Here is a 20,780-nt window from a genome sequence, read left to right on the forward strand (position 1 = left end):
TTCGGCCTGCTCAGCCCGGGGGGAGCTAGTGCGGCAAAGGCGGTACGGAGCAGCCGGGCCGCTCGTGGGGCGGCGGGCGGAGTGTGCCGCCCTCGACCGGGCGATCAAGGCGGCCCGCGACGGGGAGAGCCACGTCCTCGTGCTGCACGGCGTGCCCGGGGTCGGCAAGTCGGCGCTGCTGCGGCACGCGGAGCGGCAGGCGACCGGTCTGCGGGTGCTGCGCGCGGCCGGCGTCGAGTCCGAGATGGAGTTGCCGTACGCGACGCTGCACCAGCTCTGCGCGCCGCTGCTCGGCGAGGACCACGCCCGTCGGCTGCCCGCCCTGCAACGGGAGGCGCTCGAGACGGTCTTCGGGCTGCGCGCCGGCACGCCGCCGGAGCGGTTCCTGGTCGGGCTGGCCGTGCTCAACCTGCTGTCCGAGGCGAGCGAGGCGCAGCCTCTGCTCTGCCTGCTCGACGACGCCCACTGGATGGACCAGGCGTCGGCCCAGGTCGTCGGCTTCGTCGCGCGGCGGCTGCTGGCCGAGCCGGTCGCCCTGCTCCTGGGCGCGCGGCAGCGCGGGCCGGTGCTGCTCGGGCTGCCCGATCTGGAGGTTCAGGGGCTGCGGGACGCCGACTCGCACGCCCTGCTCGACACGGTCACCCCGTTCGGCCTGGACCAGCACGTCCGCGACCGCATCGTGGCCGAGACCCGCGGCAACCCGCTGGCCCTGCTCGAGCTGCCGCACGGGCTGAGCCGCACCGAGATGGCCGGCGGCTTCGGGCTGATCAGCGCCGCGGCTCTGCCCCAGCGCATCGAGGAGAGCTTCCTGGCCCGGGTGAGCGGCCTGCCCGCGCCGACCCGGTCGCTGCTGCTGATCGCCGCGGCCGAGCCGGTCGGCGACCCGGTGCTGGTGTGGCGGGCCGCCGAGCGGCTCGGCATTGCCGTTGGGAGCGCTCTCAGCGACGGCACCGACGGGCTGCTGACGATCGAGGAGCGGGCGACCTTCCGCCATCCGCTGGTGCGATCGGCCGTCTATCAGGCCGCCGGCATGGACGACCGCCGTGCCGTACATCTGGCCCTGGCCGAGGTGACCGACGCCGCGACCGATCCCGACCGCCGGGCCTGGCATCTGGCGGCGGCCGCCGCGGGCCCGGACGAGACCGTCGCGGCCGAGCTCGAAAGCTCGGCGGTGCGCGCGCAGGCCCGTGGCGGGCTCGCCGCCGCGGCCACCCTGTTGCAGCGGGCCGTCGCGCTCACCAACGATGCCGGTCTGCGGGCCGACCGCGCGGTCACCGCCGCCGGCGCCACCCTCCAGGCCGGCGACCTGGAGGCCGCCCGCCGCTACGCGGGCATCGCCGAGCGCGAGGCGCGCTCGGAGCCGCAGAGGGCAAAGGCTCATCTCGTACGCAGTCAGGTCGCCTTCGCCGCGGGTCTCAACCAGGAGGCGCCGCCGCTGCTGCTGGCCGCCGCCCGCCGACTCGAGCCGTTCGACATGGACCTCGCCCGCGAGACGTACCTGGTCGCCTGGGGCGCGACCGCGCTGCTCGCGGCCGACGCCGACAGCCTCATGGCGATCTCCCAGGCGATCAAGGCTCTGCCTCCGCGCGACGGCGAGCAGCATGTGCTCGACCTCGTGTCGCGCGGCTGCGCGCTGCTGGTCACCGACGGGCGCGGGGCCGCGGTCCCGGTGCTCCAGCGAGCCCTGCCCGGCCTGCTGGAGCTGCCCGTGGCCGACGTGCTCAAGTGGGGCTGGGTGGCCAACGGGGTCAGCTCGGCGGTCTGGGACGACCAGGCCATGCGTGCGATCTACGAGCGGTCGGCCGACGTGATCCGGGCCGCCGGCGCCCTGGCCGAGCTGCCGTTCTGCCTCTCCTCGCTCGGCACCGCGACCACCTGGACCGGTGACTTCGCCGGCTCCGCGACCATCGCCGACGAGGCGGATACCGTCGCCGCCGCGACCGGGGTGCCCCTGGCCCCGTACGTCCGGCTCCGGATGACCGCCCTGCAAGGGCATAAGGAAGAGGCCCTGGAGCTGATCGACGCGACGGTTCGCGACGCCGGCGCGAGCGGCCAGCTGATGGGTGTGACAGTCGCGCAGTGGGCGTCGGCCGTGCTCCACAACGGACTCGGCGACTACGAACGGGCGATGGCCGCGGCCCGGGCCAGCACCGAGATCGCCGAGCTGTGGGTCTCGGTCTGGGCGCTGCCCGAGCTCATCGAGGCCGCCACCCGCACCGGAGACGAGAAAGCGGCCCGCGAGGCGCTCGACCGCCTGACCGAGGCCGCCGCCCCCTGCGACACCGACTGGGCACAGGGCGTCCTGTCCCGGTCGCGGGCGTTGCTGGACGGCGGCGACGAGCTCCATCTCGACGCGATCGACCGGCTCAGCCACACCCCGCTGCGGCCGGAGCTGGCCCGCGCCCACCTTCTCTACGGCGAGTGGCTGCGCCGCGAGCAGCGCGTCGCCGAGGCCCGCGACAACCTCACCACGGCGTACGAGATGTTCCGGTCGACCGGCATGGAGGCGTTCGCCGAGCGCGCCCGCCGCGAGCTGCTGGGCGCGGGGACGGCCGTGCGCAGGCAGCGGGCCGAGATGCCGGTGAGCGATGAACTGACGACTCAGGAGCGCCAGATCGCGATGCTCGTGCGCGACGGCTTCTCCAACCCGGAGATCGGCACCCGGCTGTTCCTGAGCCCCCGCACCGTCGAATGGCACCTGCGCAAGGTCTTCACCAAACTCGGTGTCGCCTCGCGCCGGCAGCTGCGCGACACCCTTCCCCGCACACAGAACGAGGTCACCGTATGACCAGTAGCCGGCTCGTCGGTCGCGAGACGGAGCGCGCCACCATCGACGAGATGGTCAAGGCGGCCGGCGCCGGTGAGAGCCGGGTGCTGGTCCTGCGCGGCCCCGCCGGGATCGGCAAGTCCGCCCTCCTGGAGTACGCGACGCGCACGGCGCCCGGGCTGCGGGTCGTGCGCGCGACCGGCATCGAGTCCGAGATGGAGCTGCCGTTCGCGGCCCTGCACCAGCTCCTGCTCCCTCTGCTCGACGGCCTGCCGGCGCTGACCGGGCCCCGCCGCGACGCGCTCGAGATCGTCTTCCGGATGCGCGAGGGCGTGGCGCCCGACCCGTTCCTGGTCGGCGTGGCCGTTCTGAACCTGCTGTCGGACACCTCGGAGCGCGGCCCCCTGCTCTGCCTGGTCGACGACGGACAATGGCTCGACCAGGCGTCGGCCCAGGTGCTCGGCTTCGTGGCCCGGCGGCTGCTGGCCGAGTCGATCCTGCTGCTGTTCTCGGCCCGCGTTCCCGGGCCGGAGTTGCGTGGTCTGCCCGAGCTGGAAGTCACCGGCCTGAGCGCGGCCGACGCGGGCGCCCTGCTCGGCTCGGTCACCCACGTGCCGCTCGACCGCGATGTCCGCGACCGTATCGTGGCCGAGACCCACGGCAACCCGCTCGCCCTCATCGAGCTGCCGCGCGGGCTCTCCACGGTCCAGCTGGCCGGTGGGCTGGGCATGCTGGGCGCCGAGACGCTGCCCGGCCAGATCGAGGAGAGCTTCCTCGGCCGCGTCGGCCGGCTGCCCGCGCCGGCCCGCCTGCTCCTGCTCGTGGCGGCCGCCGAACCGGCCGGTGACCCCGGCCTGGTGCGCGGCGCCGCCGAGCGGCTCGGCATCCCCCTCACCACCGGCCAGTTGGACGGGCTGCTCACCATCGGCGACCGGGTCACCTTCCGGCATCCGCTGGTGCGCTCGGCGGTGTACCGCGCGGCCGGCGCCGAGCAGCGGCGCGCCGTCCACCGGGCCCTGGCCGAGGTCACCGACCCCGCGGCCGCCCCGGACCGGCGGGCGTGGCATCTCGCCGCGGCCGCGAACGGGCCGGACGAGGAAGTCGCGGCCGAGCTGGAGCGCTCGGCCGGCCGGGCCCAGGCGCGCGGCGGCGCGGCCGCGGCGGCCTCTTTCCTCCAGCGCGCGCTGGCTCTCACCGCCGACTCGCCGCGGCGTACGGGCCGAATGCTGGCCGCCGCCGAGGCCGCGCTGCGGGCCGGCGCCTTCGACGACGCCCGCCGGCTGGTGGCCGCCCTGCGGGCCCGAGGCCTGGACTCGGTGGAGGAGGGCCGCGCCGGCGTCGTGGACGCCCAGCTCACCTACGCCTCCGGCCGCGGGCCGGCCGCCGCGGCCCCATTGCTGCTGACCGCCGCCGAGCGGTTCGCCGGGCCGGAGCCTCGGCTGGCGCGGCAAACCTTCCTGCACGCGTGGGCGATGGCGAACGTGGCCGCCGACCGGGACCTTCTGCTGGGCGTCTCGCGGGCCATGCGCGACGCCCTGCCGCCCGGCGGCGACGGGCCGCTGGACCTCATCGTCGACGCTGTGTCGCGGATGGTCGTCGAGGGCCGCGCGGCCGCCGCCCCGGCCCTGCACCGATCAGCCCGCGCCATCCTCGGCATGCCCGTGGCCGAGGTGATCGGGTGGGGACGGGTCTCGACCGCCGCGTTCGTCGGTGTCTGGGACATGGAGGGCCTGGGCACGATGGCGGCCCGGCAGGTCCGGCTCGTACGCGAGGCGGGGGCGTTGCAGAGCCTGCCGGAGAACCTCATCGCCCTCGGCCACGCCCTGCTCTGGGCGGGCGACTTCGACGAGGCCGCCGCCACGTACGAGGAGGGCCGGACCATCTCGGAGGCGACCCGCCGGACGGCACCTCCGCCGTACATCATCATGCGGCTGCGGGCCCTGCAGGGACGTGAGGAGGAGACCGGCGCCCTGGTCACCGCGACGATGAGCGCCTCGGCGAGGGCCGGGGTCGGCACCGGGCTGACCGCTGCCCGCTGGTCGGCCGCGATCCTCTACAACGGTCTGGCCCGCTACCCGGAGGCGATGCGGGCCGCCTTGGAGGCCGAGGAGAAGTACGACCCCTGGCACTCCACATGGATCCTGCCGGAGCTCATCGAGGCGGCCAGCCGCAGTGGTGAGGACGCCGTCGCCCGTGACGCCCTGGAGCGGCTGGTCGAGACCACCGCTCCGTTCAGCGGTGACTTCCCGCGGGGCCTGCAGGCCCGTAATCAAGCCCTGATCGCCGATGGCGCCGAGGCCGACGGCCTCTACCGTGAGGCGATCGAACGCCTGGGCCGCACCAGGCTGCGCATCGAGCTGGCTCGCGCCCACCTGCTCTACGGCGAGTGGCTGCGCCGCCGCCGCAGGCGGGTCGAGGCCCGCCAGGAGCTGCGCACGGCGTACGACATGTTCGTGGCGATCGGCATGACCGCGTTCGCCGAGCGCGCCCGCCGCGAGCTGCTGGCCACCGGCGAGACCGTCCGCCCGCGCCCGGCGGCGGCCCCACTGGGCGGGGACCTGACCGGCCAGGAACGGCAGATCGCCGTCCTGGTCCGCGACGGCCTCTCCAACCCGGAGGTCGGCGAGCGGCTGTTCCTGAGTCCCCGCACCGTTGAATGGCATCTGCGCAAGGTCTTCGCCAAGCTCGGCATCGACTCCCGCCGCCAGCTCCGCGACGTGCTGCCCCGCGCCGAGAGTGAGCCCACCACATGATCAACCGAACCGCCGAGCGCGGCGCCCTCGAGGAGATGGTCGCCGCCGTGCGCGAAGGCGAGAGCCGCGTGCTCGTCTTCCGCGGACCGGCCGGCATCGGCAAGACGGCCATCCTCCAGCACGCGGAGACGGCCGCCGCCGGGTTCCGCGTGCTGCGTGCCGTCGGCATCGAGTCGGAGATGGAGCTCGCCTTCGCCGCTCTGCACCAACTCGTGCTGCCGTTGCTCGACCGGCTGCACCAGTTGCGGGCGCCACGGCGGGAGGCGTTGGAGACCGTCTTCCGCATACGCGAGGGCGTCCCGCCCGATCCGTTCCTGGTCGGCCTGGCCGTCCTCGACCTGCTCTCCGTCGCCTCCGAGGAACAGCCCCTGCTCTGCCTGGTCGACGACGCCCAGTGGCTCGACCGGGCCTCGGCTCAGGTCCTCGGCTTCGTCGCCCGCCGGCTGCTGGCGGAGTCGATCGCCGTCCTGTTCGCCGCCCGCCGGCCCGGCCCGGAGCTGCGCGGGCTGCCCGAGCAGGAGGTGCCGCCGCTGACCGACGCCGACGCCCACGAACTGCTCGACTCGGTCACCCCGGCGCCGCTCGACCGGAGCATCCGCGAGAGGATCATCGCCGAGACGCACGGCAACCCGCTCGCCCTGATCGAGCTGCCGCGCGGCCTGAGCACGACCCGGATCGCCGGCGGGCTGGGGCTGCTCGACCCCCGCACACTGCCCGGGCAGATCGAGGAGAGCTTCCTCGACCGGATCCGCGGGCTGCCGGCCCGGGTCCGCACCCTGCTGCTGGTCGCCGCGGCCGAGCCGGCGGGCGACCCGGAGCTGGTACGGGACGCGGCCGGCCGGCTCGGCGTGAGCCTGGACATCGACGGCACCGACGGGCTGCTGACGTTCGACCACCGCGTGACGTTCCGGCATCCGCTCGTGCGCTCCGCGGTCTACCGTGCGGCGACCGCCGCCGAGCGGCAGGCCGTGCACCTCGCCCTGGCCGAGGTCACCGATCCCACGACCGCCCCCGACCGGCGGGCCTGGCACCTCGCTTCCGCCGCCGCCGGGCCGGACGAGGCCGTCGCCGAGGAACTGGAGCGTTCGGCCGGGCGCGCACTGGCGCGCGGCGGCGTCGCCGCGGCCGCCGCCTTCCTCAAACGCTCCGTCGCCCTGACCGCCGATCCGGCTCGGCGCACCGACCGGATCCTGGCCGCCGCGGACATGAGCTTCCAGGCCGGCGACCTCGACGACGTCGGCCGCCTGCTGAGCACGCTGAGCGGCCGGCCGCTCGACAGCCGGCAGAGGGGCCGAACCGGCCTCCTGCGCGGCCAGCTCATGTTCGCCACGGGCGGCGGCGCCGGTGCCGTCCGCGAGACCATGGAGGCCGCACGGCAGCTCGAAGCCGTCGATCCCCGGCTCGCCCGCGAGACGTACCTCACCGCTTGGGGCATGGCCGTCAACGTCAACGAACGTGACGCCCTCCTCGCCGTCGGCAATGCGATCCGCGCCCTTCCACCTGCGACCGAACCCAGCCTGATGGGCCTCCTCCTCGACGGTTACGCCACGCTCACGACCGACGGGCGGGCAGCCGCCGCCGACAAGTTGCGGCAGGCGGCCGACGCGCTCACCGGCGAACCGGCCGAGGATCTGCCGTTGCGGCTGGGCTGGGTCGCGACCGTCGCGAGCGCGGCGTTGTGGGACACCGAGGGCATGCGGGCCGTTTACACCCGCCAGGTGCGGATCGTGCGGGATGCGCATGCGCTCCAGTTGTTGCCGCACTGCCTCGCGGCGCTGAGCTACTCGCTTCTCTGGTCAGGCGATTTCGACCAGGCGGCACACACCATCGAGGAGAGCGACGTCGTCGCCGCCGCGATCGGGCACACCCTGCCGCCCTACGCCAAGCTGCGGCTCCTCTCCCTCCGGGGTCACGAGGCCGAGACCTCGGCCCTGGTCGCGTCGGTTGTCGAGCAATCCACGACGAGCGGCCTCGGATCCGGCCGCTTGACCGCCTACTGGGCGGCGGCCGTGCTGTACAACGGCCTGGCCCGGTACCCGGAGGCCGTGCGTTCCGCCGTCCTGGCCGAACAGACATGGGATCCGTTCAGCTCGGCCTGGGTTCTGCCCGAACTGGTCGAGGCGGCCAGCCGCACCGGCGAGGTCGCCCTCGCCCGGGACGCCCTGGACCGGCTCATCGAGGCGACCCACGCGTTCCGCGACGACTTTCCCGCCGGCGTCGAGGCCCGTGCGCGGGCGCTGCTCGCCGAGGGTGCGGACGCCGACGCCCTCTACCGCGAGGCCGTCGAGCGGCTGAGCCGGACCCGCATGCGCCCCGACCTGGCCCGGGCCCACCTCGCGTACGGCGAGTGGTTGCGCCGCGAGCGGCGGCGGGTCGAGGCGCGCGAGCATCTGCGCACCGCGTACGACATGCTGGTGGACATCGGCATGGAGGCCTTCGCCGAGCGGGCGCGGCGTGAGCTGCTGGCCACCGGCGACACCGTCCGGCGGCGTAAGGTCGAAGCGGCGCCCGGAAACGGGCTCACCCCGCAGGAGCGCCAGATCGCCCTGCTCGTCCGGGACGGCTTCTCCAACCCGGAGGTCGGCGAACGGCTGTTCCTCTCCCCCCGTACGGTCGAATGGCACCTGCGGAAGGTCTTCACCAAGCTCGGCATCGACTCGCGCCGCCAGTTGCGGGACGTACTGCCGGCCCGCGACGTCACGGAATGAGCTGCTGGCCGCCGTCCACGTCATACGTGGCACCGGTCAGGGCGTCGTTCGCCATCAGCTGCAGGATCAGCGCGGCCACGTCCTGCGGGCCGACCACCCGGCCGATCGGCAGGCTCGCTCGCAGCTCGGCCCGCCGGTTGTCCAACTGGTCGCCGAGCAGGCGCGCCGAGAGCGGTGTGTCGACGAAGCCGGCGGCGACCGCGTTCACCCGCAACGGCGCCAGCTCGAGGGCGGCGTTGGCGGTGATGGCCGACAGCGCCGCGGTGCCGATGGCGGCCAGGATCAGGCCTTTACCGGGGCGGCGGGCGCCCGTACCCGTGATCAGCGTGAGGGAGCCGCCGGGCCGGGCCCGGGCCGCGGTCTCGCGGGCTACCCGCAGGGCGCCGATCAGGTGCTGGTCGATCTGCTCGCGGGCGACGTCGAAGTCCATGTCGGCGATCGGCGCGTAGGCCGGGCCGGGACCGCTGAGCAGCACGTGGTCGAGGGGTGAGGGCAGCGCGTCGAAGAACCCGCTGAGATCGGCCAGGTCCAGCCGGACGGTCGTCACGCCGAGCTCGTCACCGACCTCCTTCAGGCGGCCCTCGTCGCGGCCGGTGACGACGACGTTCGCGCCGGCCGCGCGGGCCTGGCGGGCGGTCTCCAGCCCGATGCCGGAGGTGCCTCCGATGACGGCGACAGTGCTCTGTTCGAGAGTTCTCATGATGGTCTCCTAGACGGCGCAGGCTTGCAGGCGCGGATTGGGGGCGAGCGGTTGCGGGGTGGCCCGGCGGCTCGGCACGAAGACGGCGGTGATGATCGCGGCCACGGCGGTCACCCCGGCCAGCACGAGCATCGCGAACCGGTAGTTGTCGGCCAGCGGCTGCGTGAGGTCGGTGGCGCCGCGGGCCCCCAGCAGCAGCGGCACGAGCGCGACCAGCACGACCCCGCCGACCCGCGACGCGGCGTCGTTGACGGCCGAGGCCTCGCCCAGGTCGCTGTCGTCCACGGCGGCCAGCACTCCCGCCGTGAGCGGCGCGACGGCCAGCCCGAGCCCGAGGCCGAACAGCAGCGCGCCGGGCAGGATCGCCTGGGCGTACGGCTGCCCGGGGCTCGCGCCGGAGAGCCAGGCGAAGCCGGCCGCGACGATGAGGATGCCGCCGGCCATCGGCCAGCGGGTGCCGACTCGGGCCACCAGGCCACCGGCGAACGGCGACATGAGCAGGAAGACGGCCGACTCGGGGATGAGGGCGGCCCCGGCCTCCGTGGCGCTGTAGCCGAGCCGGAGCTGGCATTGCAGGATCACCAGATAGCTCACCGCGCCCAGGGCGCCGTAGAAGAGCACGGTGGCCGCGTTGATGGCGTCGAACGGCCGCGACCGGAACAGCTCCGGCCGCAGCATCGGCCGGCTCCGCCGCCGCTCGACCGGCACCAGCGCGGCCAGGCAGGCCACCCCGAGCACGGCCGAGGCCAGCACCGGCCCGCTCGCCCAGCCCTTGTCGGCGCCGGCGGTGAGGGCGTAGATGACGCCGCCCAGGCCGACCACCGCCAGCAGCGCGCCGGCGACGTCCACGCTGAGCGGCCGCCGGACGGTGTCCACGTCGGGCACGAAGCGCAGCAGCACGAGAGCGGCCAGGATCAGCGGCACGTTGAGCAGGAAGACGTAGCGCCACGACGCGTGGTCGACGAGCCAGCCGCCGCCGTACGGGCCCAGGGTGGTGCCGAGCGTGGAGATGCCGGCCCAGATCCCGATGCCGCGGGCCCGGTCCGGGCCGCGCAGGGTGCCGTTGAGCAGCGCCAGGCTGCTCGGCACGACCAGCGCCCCGCCCGCGCCCTGCACGACTCGGGCCGCGATCAGCGCGCCCACGTTCGGGGCGACCGCGCAGGCGAGCGAGGCGGCCAGCATCACCAGCAGCCCGGCCGCGAGCACCCGGCGGCGGCCGAAGTGGTCGGCCAGCGCCCCGGACAGCAGCAGCAACGAGGCCACCGTGACCAGATAGCCGGTCAGGACCCACTGGAGCTGGCTCACGCTCGCGCCCAGATCCCGCCCGATGGCGGGAATCGCCACATTGATCATGTACGCGTCGATGAAGCCGACCGCCGAGGCGAGCACGGTCGCCGCGATCAGCGCCCGGCCGGCCGGGGTGCGCAGCGCGATCACCGGGCCGCCGCCGCCAGGGTGGCCGGGTCGCTCGGATGCGGGGTGAGCGGCACCGTCTCGGTGGTCAGCCAGTCGGCCAGCGGCAGCGACCGCAGAATGTGCCGCGTCTGGTCATCGCCGGTGGTCTGCCACAGTCCCGCGCCCCGTCCGCCGGGAACGGTCCACAGCCTTACCAGCCGCCCCTCGCCGGCCAGCCGCCGTGTCTGGGCCGCCTCCTGCTCGAAACGCTCCTCGGCCTCCTCACGACGCGTACCCTCGGGAACCTTGACCTTGAAATGGACCAGGAACTCGCGGGCGTCCGGCTCGAACGGCACCCGGTCCGCCCCCGGATCGTTGGGGAACGCCCCCAGCGGCGTCACCTCGTCGGAACGCCACACCCGCAACGGCATCGTGGCCAGCACGGCCTCGAGCTCGTCCGGATCGCCGGCCGCGAACAGGCCGATCGAGCGCCACTCCCCCGGGCCCAACGGCGGCCGCCACAGCCGCCGCACCTGCCCCTTGGCGGCCAGATTGCCGGTGTTCAGCGCCTCTCGGGCGCGCATGTCGGCCACCTCGTCCGGTGTCGTACCCGCCGGCACCGTGGTGGTCATCGTGACCAGGAATTCCATGTGTTCCACCCTCCGGCAGGCAAGCACTCCGTGGGACCCGTGGCACTCCCTGGCCCGGGTCGCCCAGGGAGTCTCACCGGTGTGTCCCGGCACAGCGGGACGGCAGGCTCGGTCCATGGACATGAAGCTGGAAGTCGTCGTGATTCCCGTGTCGGACGTCGACCGGGCCAAGGCGTTCTACACCGGCCTGGGCTGGCGTCTCGACGCCGACCTGGCCACAAGCGAGACCTTCCGGGTGGTGCAGGTGACGCCGCCGGGCTCGCCGGCCTCGGTCATCTTCGGCACGTCGGTGACCGCGCAGGAGCCGGGCACCGCGCAGGGCCTGCACCTGATCGTCGATGACATCGCCGCCGCGCACGACGAGCTCAAGCGGGCCGGCGCCGAGCCGAGCGAGGTCTTCCACGACACCGGCGGCGTCTTCCACCACGGCGGCGCCGATGAGCGGGTGCCCGGCCCGGCCGAGGGCAACGCCAGCTACGGCTCGTTCCTGTCGTTCAGCGACCCGGACGGCAACGGCTGGCTCCTCCAGGAGATCACCACCCGGCTGCCGGGCCGGCTCGACCCTGTCACCGCGTTCTCGTCCGCCGGCGATCTGGCCGCCGCGCTGCGCCGGGCCGCCGCCGCGCACGGCGAGCACGAGGCCCGTACCGGCGCCGAGGATCCGGACTGGCCGTCCTGGTACGCCGACTACATGGTCAAGGAGCAGTCCGGTCAGGAGCTCCCCCGGTGAGTGACAGCTACCGCGCGGTCGTCGCCACCGGCCACCGCCGCTTCGAGATGGTGGAGCGTGAGCGCCACGACCCGCCGCCGGGCCAGGTGCTCGTCGAGGTGGAGGCGTGCGGGGTCTGCCACACCGACGCGCTGGCCGTCGAGGGCGAGCGGGCCGGGCCGATCGTGCCCGGCCACGAGATCATCGGCCGGATCGGCGCGGTCGGCGAGGGCGTCGACCCGTCGTGGAAAGTGGGCGACCCGGTCGGCGTCGGCTTCCTCGGCGGCACGGACACCACCTGCGAGGCGTGCCGCTGGGGCGACTTCCTCAACTGCGCCGACCAGCCGCTGACCGGGACGACGATCGACGGCGGCTACGCCGAGGTGACGTACGCCCGGTCGACCGGCCTGGTCCGGATTCCGCCCGGAACCGAGACGGTGAACGACGCGCCGCTGCTCTGCGCCGGGCTGACCATGTACAGCGCGCTGCTGGCCGGCAAGGCCCGGCCCGGCTCGCTGGTCGCGGTGCAGGGCATCGGCGGGCTGGGCCATCTGGGTATCCAGTACGCCCGGGCGCTCGGTCACCGGGTCGTGGCGATCGGCCGCGGGACGGCGAAGCAGGAGCTGGCCGCCGAGCTCGGCGCCGACGACTACATCGACAGCCTGGCCCAGGATCCCGGCGAGGCGCTGCAACGGCTCGGCGGCGCCGCGGTCGTCATCGCCACGGCGGCCGCCGGGGCGGCCATGTCGGGGCTGATCTCCGGTCTCGGCCGCAACGGCGAGCTGGTCGTGGTCGGCGCCGATCCCGAGCCGATCCAGGTCCGCCCGGCCCAGCTGATCTTCGGTGGTCACCGCATCCGGGGCAGCCTGACCGGCACGGCGATCGAGAACGAGGACAACCTGCGGTTCACGCTGCGCCACGCGATCCGTTCCTACAACGAGGTGTTCCCGCTCGGCGAGGCCGCCAAGGCGTACGAACGGATGATCTCCGGCGACGTGCGCTTCCGCGCCGTGCTCGATGTGAGGGGATGAACGGCCATGGTGGACACACTCCTGGACGGGACGGTCGCGCTGGTCACGGGGGCGAGCAGCGGCATCGGCGCCGCGACCGCGCGCCGTCTCGCCCGGGAGGGTGCGGCGGTGGCGGCGGTGGCCCGCCCCGGCCGGCTCGCCGGCGTCGTCGAGGACGTGACGGCGCTGGGCGGGCACGCGGTCGCGGTGGAGGCCGACCTGACCGACCCGGCGCAGGCCGAACGGGCCGTCCAGGACGCGCTCGACCGGTTCGGGCGCATCGACATCCTGGTCAACAACGCCGGGGTGATGCTGCTCGGCACGGCGCTGCACACCACGCTCGAGGAGTGGGACCGGATGGTCGGGCTCAACGTGTCGGCGCTGCTGCACGTCACCCACGCGGCGGTTCCGCATCTGATCGACGCGGCGGCCACCTCGCCGCGCGAGGTGGCCGACATCGTCAATGTGGGCTCCACGGCCGGCCGGGTCGCCCGGCCGGGCCGCAGCGTCTACAACCTCACCCGGTTCGGCCTCGCCGGCTTCTCCGAGTCGCTGCGCCAGGAGCTGTTGGAGGAGCGGGTGCGGGTCGGCCTGGTGGAGCCCGGCGGGCCGGGCCGGGAGGTCGAGCCGCTGCTGGCCGAGGACGTCGCGGACGCGATCCTCTACATCGTCAGCCGCGAGCGCCGGGTCGCGGTCAGCGAGATGCTGGTCCGCGCGGAAGGCCAGGCCTAGGCGAACCAGGCCTAGGCGAACTCCGCCGAGACCTGACGCAGGTTGGCGCCGGCGACCTCCAGCACGTCGTCGCCGGCCCCGCCGAGGACCGAGCGGGTCGCCCACAGGGCGAAGCCCGATGCCTGGGCCACGCTCACCTTGGGCGGGATGGCCAGCTCGTGCCGCACCGTCCGGACGTCGATGACGGCCGGGCCGTCGTGCGCGAACGCCTTCTCCAGCGCGCCGTCGAGCTCGCCGGCGCTCTCCACCCGTACGCCGAACAGGCCGACCGACCGCGCCACCTCGGCGAAGTTCGGGTTGTCGAGATCGGTGCCGTAGTTGACGATGCCGTCGGCCTTCATCTCGAGCTCGACGAAGGCCAGCGCCTCGTTGTTGAGCACCACGACCTTGACCGGGAGCCGCTGCTGGCGCAGCGTGAGCAGCTCGCCGAGCAGCATGGCGAGACCGCCGTCACCGGAGAACGTGACGACCTGCCGGCCCGGCTGCGCGGCCTGCACGCCGATGGCCTGCGGGAGCGCGTTGGCCATGGTGCCGTGGTTGAACGAGCCGATCAGCCGGCGCCGCCCGTTCATCCGCAGGTAACGCGCCGACCAGAGCGTCGGGGTGCCCACATCGGCCAGGAAGACGGCGTCGTCCGACGCGAGCCGGTCCACCGCGGCGACGAGGGCCTGCGGGTGCGTCGTGCGGCCGGCACGGCCCTCGTGGGCGAGGGCGTCGAACCGGCGCCGGGTCCGCCGGTAGTGCTTGACCATCCGGTCCAGGTGCCCGCCGTCGCGGCCGTCCTTCAGGCGCGGCAGCAGCGCGGCCACAGTGTCCTTGACCGTGCCGACCAGCGGCGCATCGACCGGCACCCGGCGGCCGATGCGCTCGCCCCGCACGTCGACCTGCACGACCTTGGCGTGCGCCGGATAGAACGGCCGGTACGGGAAGTCGGTGCCCAGCATGAGGAGCACGTCGCAGTGCTCCATCGCGCGGTAGCCGGACGGGAAGCCCAGCAGGCCGGTCATGCCGACGTCGTACGGGTTGTCGTACTCCACGAACTCCTTGCCCCGCAGCGCGTGCACGATCGGCGCCTGGAGCCGCCCGGCGATCGCGGTCAGCTCGTCGTGCGCGCCCTCGCAGCCGGCCCCGGCCAGGATGGTGACCCGCTCGGCGCCGTTGAGCACCTCGGCCGCGGCGGCCAGATCGTCCTCGGCCGGCCGGTGCACCGACCGCGCGGGCCGGATGGGGGTCACCTCGGCCTCGACCGCCGCCCCGAACACCTCGCCCGGCACGACGATCACGGCGACGCCGCGGCGCTCGACCGCCGCCCGCATGGCGATGCGCAGGACACCGGGCAGCTGCTCGGGAACGCTGACCATCTCGCTGTAGACGCTGCACTCGCGGAACAGGTCCTGCGGGTGGGTCTCCTGAAAATACCCGGTGCCGATCTCCTCCCGCGGGATGTGCGCGGCGATGGCGAGCACCGGCACGCCGCTGCGCTGGGCGTCGAACAGCCCGTTGATCAGGTGCAGGTTGCCGGGGCCGCAGCTGGCCGCGCAGACCGCGAGCTCGCCGGTGACGGCGGCCTCGCCGGCCGCGGCGAAGGCGGCGGCCTCCTCGTGACGTACGTGCTGCCAGCTGATGCCGCCGTCGCGGCGCAGCGCGTCGGTCAGGCCGTTGAGCGAGTCGCCGGGCAGGCCGTAGATGCGGCTGACGCCGGACGCCTTCAGCGTGGCAACGATGTGGTCGGCGATGGTCATCGCGTCTCTCCTGTGCGGTTGAAGATGCCCCGGGGGAAGGTCATGGTCACCGTCAACCGTCGCCCGCCGGGCACTGGTTCCGCGCCCGTGTAAGTCCCCGGGATGGCGGACACCAGGGTCTTCGACCGGTACCGGTGACCCGGGACATCGGACAGGGTGAGGGGCAGCACATCCATCTGGGGAGGCATCGGACATGAGCGATTACGACGTCATCGTGGTCGGCGGCGGATCGCCGGGCGAGCACTGCGCCGGGGCGCTGGCCGAGGGCGGGCTGCGCGTGGCGCTGGTCGAGCGGGAGCTGGTCGGCGGCGAGTGCTCGTACTACGCGTGCATCCCGTCGAAGACGCTGCTGCGGCCGGGCGAGGCGGTGCAGGCGGCCCGCGACGCCGAGTCGACGGCCGAGGTCGACGTGAAGCGGGCGTTGGCCTGGCGCGACTTCATGGTCTCGGACTACTCGGACGCGGGGCAGGAGCGCTGGCTGGCCGGGGCGGGCATCGCGCTGATCCGGGGCAGCGCGCGGCTGGCCGGGCCGGGAGCGGTCGAGGTGTCCGGGGTCCGCTACACGGCCGAGCACGTGGTGCTGGCCAACGGGGCGTCGCCGATCATCCCGCCCGTTCCGGGCCTGCGCGAGCTCGAGGGGGTGTGGACCAACCGCGAGGTCACCGGCATGAAGGAGGTGCCGCGACGGCTGGTGATTCTCGGCGCCGGGCCGGTGGGGGTGGAGATGGCCCAGGCCGTACGCCGTCTCGGCGGCTCCGTGGTGCTGTCAGCCGCCGGTTCCCGGGTCCTTCCCCGGGAGCCGGAGCAGTTGGGCACCGCCCTGACCGCCGCCCTGCGCGCCGATGGCGTTTCGCTCGCCCTGGGCCCGCGCGCCGTCCGCGCCCACCGCGACGACGCGGACTATGTGCTGACCCTGGATGACGGGCAGGAGCTGCGGGGTGATCGGCTTCTGGTCGCCACCGGGCGGGCACCCCGGGTCGACGGGATCGGCCTGGAGACAGTGGGCATCACGCCCGGCAGGAAGGGCATCCCGGTCGACGAGTATCTGCGGGCGGGGCCGAACCTCTGGGCCGTCGGCGATGTCACCGGCCAGTTCATGCTGACGCACGTCGGGAAATATCAGGGCGAAGTGGTGGCGGACAACATCTACGGCCGCCCGCGCAAGGTCGACTACACCGCCGTACCCCGCGTGGTCTTCACCGATCCTCAAGCAGCGGCGGTGGGCGCCACGTCGGGGGCGATCAGCTCCACCGTGGCCCTCAAGGAGGTCGCCAAGACCGCCGCCTACACCCGCCAGTACGCGGAGTCCCACGGCTTCCTGACGCTGTTCAGCGACGGTTCGGTGCTCACCGGCGCCTGCGCGCTCGGGCCGGAGGCCGGCGAGTGGCTCCAGCAGGCGACGCTGGCCATCCGGGCCAGGGTGCCGCTGGAGATCCTGCGCGACACGATCCAGCCCTTCCCCACCTTCTCGGAGATCTACGTGCAGGCCCTGCACGGCCTCGGCAAATGACCGTCTGCTGTTCACCGGCACGTCACCGCGGGTTGGGCGCCGTGTCCGGTCGCGACCGGCAGGCTGTGCCGATGTTCGGCTTCGTTCTCGGCGCCCTGGCGCTCTCGTGGGGCGTGCTGGCGGCGTACCTGGATCAGCCCGGCGCCGCCGACCATCAGCGCGCCAAGCGGCTGTGCACGGCGTTGCTGACCGCCTGCACGGCCGCGACCGCGGTCGGCGGTGTCGCCGCGCTGTCCGGGGCGTGGTGAGCCGGTAGCGTTCGCCCCATGGCGATGACGTTGGAGCAGGCGTGGGGGCTGAGCCGGGCCGACAGCGGGCTGGCCGTCGTGTCCACGCTGCGCGCGGACCAGACCATTCAGAGCTCGCTGGTCAACACCGGGATCATCCAGCGCGGTGAGCCGGTGCTGGCTTTCGTGACGTACGGCAAAATCAAGCTGGCCAACCTCCGAGCGCGACCGCAGCTGACGGTGACGTTCCGGGACGGCTGGCAGTGGGCGGCGGTCGAGGGCCGGGCCGAGCTGACCGGCCCCGACGACCCGCCGTCCGACCCCGAGGCGCTCCGGCTCCTGCTGCGCGAGATCTTCACGTCGGCCGGCGGCACCCACGACGACTGGGACGAGTACGACCGCGTCATGCGCGACCAGCGCCGCACGGCAGTCCTGATCAAGCCGTCCCGCATCTACGCCAACTGACCGTCGTCGTCCGGAACCTCCCGCACGTCGCTGACCGGCCAGGCCGGAACCCGCAGCTCGCCGCCCACGCGGACCGCGCACCAGGCGCCGGGCCGGGGATCGCCGTAGAGCGTCGCCGGCACCACGCGAACCGGCTCGCCGGCGTCGCCCTCGACGTCGACCACCACCCGGCGGGCCAGGCCCCGGCCGTCGGGCAGGAGGACGGTGACGATGTCCCCGCCGTCCAGCGCCCGCACGGCCCGCGCCGGTTGCGGCTCGGCGAAGAAGCGAAGCCGGCCTCGCCGCAGCTCTCCCGCGCGCAGCAGCCGGGCGATCCCCTGCCCGATCATCGCCACGAAGAGCACATACCAGACCGTCAGGTCGTACGGCTCGGCCCGCACCTGGCGTAACCCCGCGTCATCGACAAGGAACTCCACCTCGCTGCCCACCGGGTAGTCGGTGGCGTCCAGCACCTCGCTCTTCCACTGGTCGCCGTCCAGGGCGACCACGATCGCCCCGTCGTCGTCGGCGTGCTCGCGCACCACCGCGACGACCACCCGGGCCCGCTCCTCCTGCCCGGCCACCTGATGCTGCCGCCACGCCGTCCACCCACCGGCGGCCAGCCCGGCGACGATCAGCGCCACCCCGAAGGCGATCCCCGGCCGGGCGAGGTCGGTCCGCTCCAGCCGCTCGACGGGGGCGCCGTCCAGCTCCGGGCCGCGCGGCCACCGAAGGAGAGCCACCGTGACCGTGACCACGAGCAGCAGCAGCGGCAGCCAGGACCGCCAGCCCAGGCCGGTCTCCTCCAGCCGGCCGCCCAGCGGCCACAGGACCGCGCACACGGCCGCGGCGGCGACCGCGGCCCAGCGATGCACGTACGACATCGCCACCACCGCCGCCAGCGCGCCCAGGCCGAGCGAACTGACCGGCTCGGGCTCGCACGGCGCGGCGGCGGTGCACTTGGCGATCGGGATCGAGAACAGGGTCACCAGGAAGATCGCGACCGCGGTCGCGGCCACCGCGAGATCGGCCCTCGGCTTCGTTCGCATCGGATGATCATGGACTACGCGCCGATCAGCCGGAGCAGCACCGCCCCCTGGTCCGGACCGTATTTGGCGGCGTAGAGGGCGCCCACCCGCTCCCGGGTCGCCGGGCTCGCCTCGGCCAGCACCCACCGCCGCTCGCCCTCACCGACCACCTCGTGATCGGGGTGGAACGCCTGCGCCAGCGCCGACGGGTTCACGTTCACCCAGTGCTCGCCCTCGTGCAGCACGTACCGCAGGTCGTGCTCGGCCGAATGACCGTTCACTTCCAGCCGCAGCCGCATGCGGTCGTGCTCGGCCACCGTCACCAGCCCCGGCCCCTTCCAACGGTTCTCGAAGGCCTCCAGCGCCAACTCACCCAGGTCGCCGCGCACCCGCACCTCGCGCTGCGAACTCTCACTGACCCGGCGGTCACCGAACACGCCGTACGACAGCCAGTCGTCGACCCGGTAGAGCGCGTGCGCCGGCCCGGTCCGGCTGATCCGCACGGTGAACAGGTCGTGGTGCGCGGCCGGGATCCGGTCGAGCAGCGCGCCCAGCCGCTCGATGTTCTGCCGCATCAGCCCGAGCGCGTCCGTCGGCGCCACCTGCCGGGCCCGCTCGGCCGCGGCCGGGCTCGACGGATCGGTGAGCACGATGCGGAAGCGCACTCCCCGCTCCAGCGCCCGCACGACCGCGTTCGTGAAGTTCCGCTCGTGCCGGCCCTCCAGCAGCCCCGTCCAGTGTTTCCAGATGTCGACCTGGCCGTCGGCGTCCTCGATGCGCTTGATGACCGCCCGGTAGTCGAGCCGGTGCCGCCGCTTCACCGCGTTGCGGCTCAGGAACAGGATCAGCGGTTGCAGCACGAGCGCCGCCAGCACCAGATCGAGCAGATTGGCCCCGATGTTGATCCGCAGGTCGGTCGCGAACCCGTCCACATGCCGCACCGGGTAGAGCAACACGAACGCGCCCACGAGCAGCAGGACGCCGATACCCGCGTACACATAGGACAGCCAGTTGCCGCGCCACATGGCCCCCATGGTCGCAGATCGATGGCTTATCCTCCGCCCATGGGACGACAGGCGATCATCTTCCACGGCACCGGCGGCAACCCCGAGGTCGCCTGGTACCCCTGGCTGGCCGGGCGGCTGACCGCCCGCGGCTACGCCGTCGAGGTGCCGCACTACCCCGCCGTCAACGTGGAGCCGATCGACACCTTCCTGCCGAAGGTCCTCGACGCGCACACCTTCGGCCCCGAGACGGTGCTGATCGGCCACTCCGGCGGCGCCGCCCTCCTGCTGGCGATCCTGGAGCGGGTGACCGTCGACAAGGCGTTCCTGGTGGCCGGCTACTGCACGCCGCCCAACACCGGCGACGAGCCGGTCCTGCGCCCGTCGTACGACTGGCACGCCATCCGGGCCAACGTCCGGGACCCGTACTTCATCAATTCCCTCACCGACCCGTACGGCTGCGACGCCGCACAGGGCCGGGCCATGTTCGAGCGCGTCGGCGGCACCCAGATCGTCCGCAACGACGGCCACTTCGGCGACTACAACCAGGTCTACGACGAGTTCCCGCTGCTCGACAGCCTGATCCAGCCGTAAGCACCGCTGCTGACAGCGGGCGTTACATTCGTCGCACTTTCGTCCACGGACTTCCGCCGGCGCCCCGCCTGCCTCAATGGTGGACCGGGACCGTCGCCGCGCGCCGAGGAGGAGAAACGCCATGGACCTGGGTACCGCTTTGCTGTCCTTCGCCGCCGTGGGCGCCCTGCTCACCATCACCCCCGGCCTGGACACGGCCCTGGTGCTGCGCTCAGCCCTGAACGGCGGCCGCCGCCCCGCCTTCTTCACCGCCGCGGGCATCTGCCTGGGCGCCCTCACCTGGGGCGCGGCCGCCGCCGTGGGCGTATCCGCCCTGCTGGCCGCCTCGACGCTCGCCTACACGATCCTGCGAATAGCCGGCGCGGCGTACATGCTCTGGCTGGGCGCGCGCATGCTCATCGCCGCCCGGCGCGGCCACGCAGCCCACCCTTCCGCCACCGGCACACCACCCCAGTCGGCTCGGAGCGCCCTGACCCGCGGCGCCCTCACGAACCTCCTGAACCCCAAGGTGGGCGCCTTCTACCTGGCCGTCCTCCCCCAGTTCATCCCCGCCGGCGCTTCCCACCTGACGGCCGGCCTCTTGCTGGCCTCGGTGCACGTTGCGGAGAGCATGCTCTGGTTCACGGCCCTGATCCTCAGCGCCGCCGCCCTCAACCGCTTCCTGCGAACCCGCCGAGCCCAGCGCACGGTAGACGCCACCACGGGCACCGCCTTGATCGGCTTCGGCCTCAAGCTGGGCCTCTCCCGCTGACCGCCCCCGTCGCTCCACCTCCCGCTGACCCCAACGCCCGCCGGCCGCAGTGTCCC

Annotated in this window: 17 protein-coding genes; 11 read left to right on the forward strand and 6 right to left on the reverse strand. The window is 73.7% G+C overall.

The genetic code is table 11. The annotated features are described in order from the left end of the window. Positions 1 to 64: 64 nt before the first annotated feature. Genes ACFY36_RS40190 through ACFY36_RS40200 form a run of 3 tightly spaced genes read left to right on the forward strand, consistent with a single transcriptional unit; the run spans position 65 to position 8,228 of the window. Entirely contained in the window at positions 65 to 2,788 is a 2,724-nt protein-coding gene (locus ACFY36_RS40190; protein WP_499751154.1) for a helix-turn-helix transcriptional regulator, read from the forward strand. Beyond that, positions 2,785 to 5,520: a helix-turn-helix transcriptional regulator gene (locus ACFY36_RS40195; protein WP_499751155.1), complete on the forward strand. Its 2,736-nt coding sequence runs from the start codon at positions 2,785 to 2,787 to the stop codon at positions 5,518 to 5,520. Before ACFY36_RS40190 ends, ACFY36_RS40195 begins: the two co-directional genes overlap by 4 nt. Beyond that, the gene (locus tag ACFY36_RS40200; RefSeq protein ID WP_499751156.1) at positions 5,517 to 8,228 is read left to right on the forward strand and encodes an ATP-binding protein; all 2,712 of its coding nucleotides are present in this window, start codon (positions 5,517 to 5,519) and stop codon (positions 8,226 to 8,228) included. Before ACFY36_RS40195 ends, ACFY36_RS40200 begins: the two co-directional genes overlap by 4 nt. Here the strand turns inward: ACFY36_RS40200 and ACFY36_RS40205 are convergent. From ACFY36_RS40205 to ACFY36_RS40215, 3 genes are read right to left on the reverse strand one after another with little or no spacing between them, the layout of a single operon-like run. After that, positions 8,218 to 8,928, reverse strand: coding sequence for an SDR family oxidoreductase (locus ACFY36_RS40205; RefSeq protein WP_499751157.1), 711 nt, complete (start codon positions 8,926 to 8,928; stop codon positions 8,218 to 8,220). The genes ACFY36_RS40200 and ACFY36_RS40205 overlap by 11 nt on opposite strands. Positions 8,929 to 8,937: 9 nt before the next feature. Next, entirely contained in the window at positions 8,938 to 10,365 is a 1,428-nt protein-coding gene (locus ACFY36_RS40210) for a DHA2 family efflux MFS transporter permease subunit (protein WP_499751158.1), read from the reverse strand. Then, a complete protein-coding gene (locus ACFY36_RS40215) occupies positions 10,362 to 10,973 on the reverse strand; it encodes a muconolactone Delta-isomerase family protein (RefSeq protein ID WP_499751159.1) in 612 nt (203 codons plus the stop codon). The genes ACFY36_RS40210 and ACFY36_RS40215 overlap by 4 nt, the downstream gene beginning before the upstream one ends. A gap of 115 nt (positions 10,974 to 11,088) precedes the next feature. Between ACFY36_RS40215 and ACFY36_RS40220 the strand changes: the two genes are divergently transcribed. From ACFY36_RS40220 to ACFY36_RS40230, 3 genes are read left to right on the forward strand one after another with little or no spacing between them, the layout of a single operon-like run. After that, positions 11,089 to 11,703: a VOC family protein gene (locus tag ACFY36_RS40220; protein WP_499751160.1), complete on the forward strand. Its 615-nt coding sequence runs from the start codon at positions 11,089 to 11,091 to the stop codon at positions 11,701 to 11,703. After that, on the forward strand, positions 11,700 to 12,713 hold the full coding sequence (locus ACFY36_RS40225; protein WP_499751161.1) for a zinc-binding dehydrogenase: 1,014 nt from the start codon (positions 11,700 to 11,702) through the stop codon (positions 12,711 to 12,713). Before ACFY36_RS40220 ends, ACFY36_RS40225 begins: the two co-directional genes overlap by 4 nt. A gap of 6 nt (positions 12,714 to 12,719) precedes the next feature. Continuing rightward, positions 12,720 to 13,424: an SDR family oxidoreductase gene (locus tag ACFY36_RS40230; RefSeq protein ID WP_499751162.1), complete on the forward strand. Its 705-nt coding sequence runs from the start codon at positions 12,720 to 12,722 to the stop codon at positions 13,422 to 13,424. Between the two features lie 11 nt (positions 13,425 to 13,435). On the opposite strand, the gene poxB is transcribed toward ACFY36_RS40230, so the two are convergent. Then, positions 13,436 to 15,166 carry a ubiquinone-dependent pyruvate dehydrogenase gene (poxB, locus tag ACFY36_RS40235; RefSeq protein ID WP_499751163.1) on the reverse strand — a complete coding sequence of 577 codons (1,731 nt, stop codon included), beginning with the start codon at positions 15,164 to 15,166 and terminating at the stop codon, positions 13,436 to 13,438. Between the two features lie 193 nt (positions 15,167 to 15,359). Between poxB and ACFY36_RS40240 the strand changes: the two genes are divergently transcribed. From ACFY36_RS40240 to ACFY36_RS40250, 3 genes are all read left to right on the forward strand, one after another. Further along, positions 15,360 to 16,676, forward strand: a complete 1,317-nt coding sequence (locus ACFY36_RS40240) for a dihydrolipoyl dehydrogenase family protein (RefSeq protein WP_499751164.1) — start codon at positions 15,360 to 15,362, stop codon at positions 16,674 to 16,676. Positions 16,677 to 16,747: 71 nt separating this feature from the next. Continuing rightward, positions 16,748 to 16,924: a hypothetical protein gene (locus ACFY36_RS40245; protein WP_498659994.1), complete on the forward strand. Its 177-nt coding sequence runs from the start codon at positions 16,748 to 16,750 to the stop codon at positions 16,922 to 16,924. An 18-nt stretch (positions 16,925 to 16,942) separates the two neighbouring features. Further along, positions 16,943 to 17,368, forward strand: a complete 426-nt coding sequence (locus ACFY36_RS40250) for a TIGR03618 family F420-dependent PPOX class oxidoreductase (RefSeq protein WP_499751165.1) — start codon at positions 16,943 to 16,945, stop codon at positions 17,366 to 17,368. Here the strand turns inward: ACFY36_RS40250 and ACFY36_RS40255 are convergent. Together ACFY36_RS40255 and ACFY36_RS40260 are read right to left on the reverse strand one after the other, a co-directional pair. After that, complete coding sequence (locus tag ACFY36_RS40255; protein ID WP_499751166.1) at positions 17,356 to 18,396, reverse strand: hypothetical protein; 1,041 nt, start codon at positions 18,394 to 18,396, stop codon at positions 17,356 to 17,358. The two genes, ACFY36_RS40250 and ACFY36_RS40255, sit on opposite strands and share 13 nt — an antisense overlap. Positions 18,397 to 18,410: 14 nt before the next feature. Then, positions 18,411 to 19,400: a hypothetical protein gene (locus ACFY36_RS40260; protein ID WP_499751167.1), complete on the reverse strand. Its 990-nt coding sequence runs from the start codon at positions 19,398 to 19,400 to the stop codon at positions 18,411 to 18,413. Between the two features lie 39 nt (positions 19,401 to 19,439). On the opposite strand from ACFY36_RS40260, the gene ACFY36_RS40265 reads away from it, so the two are divergent. Together ACFY36_RS40265 and ACFY36_RS40270 are read left to right on the forward strand one after the other, a co-directional pair. Continuing rightward, entirely contained in the window at positions 19,440 to 19,973 is a 534-nt protein-coding gene (locus ACFY36_RS40265; RefSeq protein ID WP_499751168.1) for an RBBP9/YdeN family alpha/beta hydrolase, read from the forward strand. Between the two features lie 121 nt (positions 19,974 to 20,094). After that, a complete protein-coding gene (locus tag ACFY36_RS40270; RefSeq protein WP_499751169.1) occupies positions 20,095 to 20,724 on the forward strand; it encodes a LysE family translocator in 630 nt (209 codons plus the stop codon). Positions 20,725 to 20,780 lie beyond the last annotated feature (56 nt).

It is taken from the genome of Actinoplanes sp. NPDC000266, from assembly GCF_042899005.1.
Lineage (GTDB): Bacteria > Actinomycetota > Actinomycetes > Mycobacteriales > Micromonosporaceae > Actinoplanes.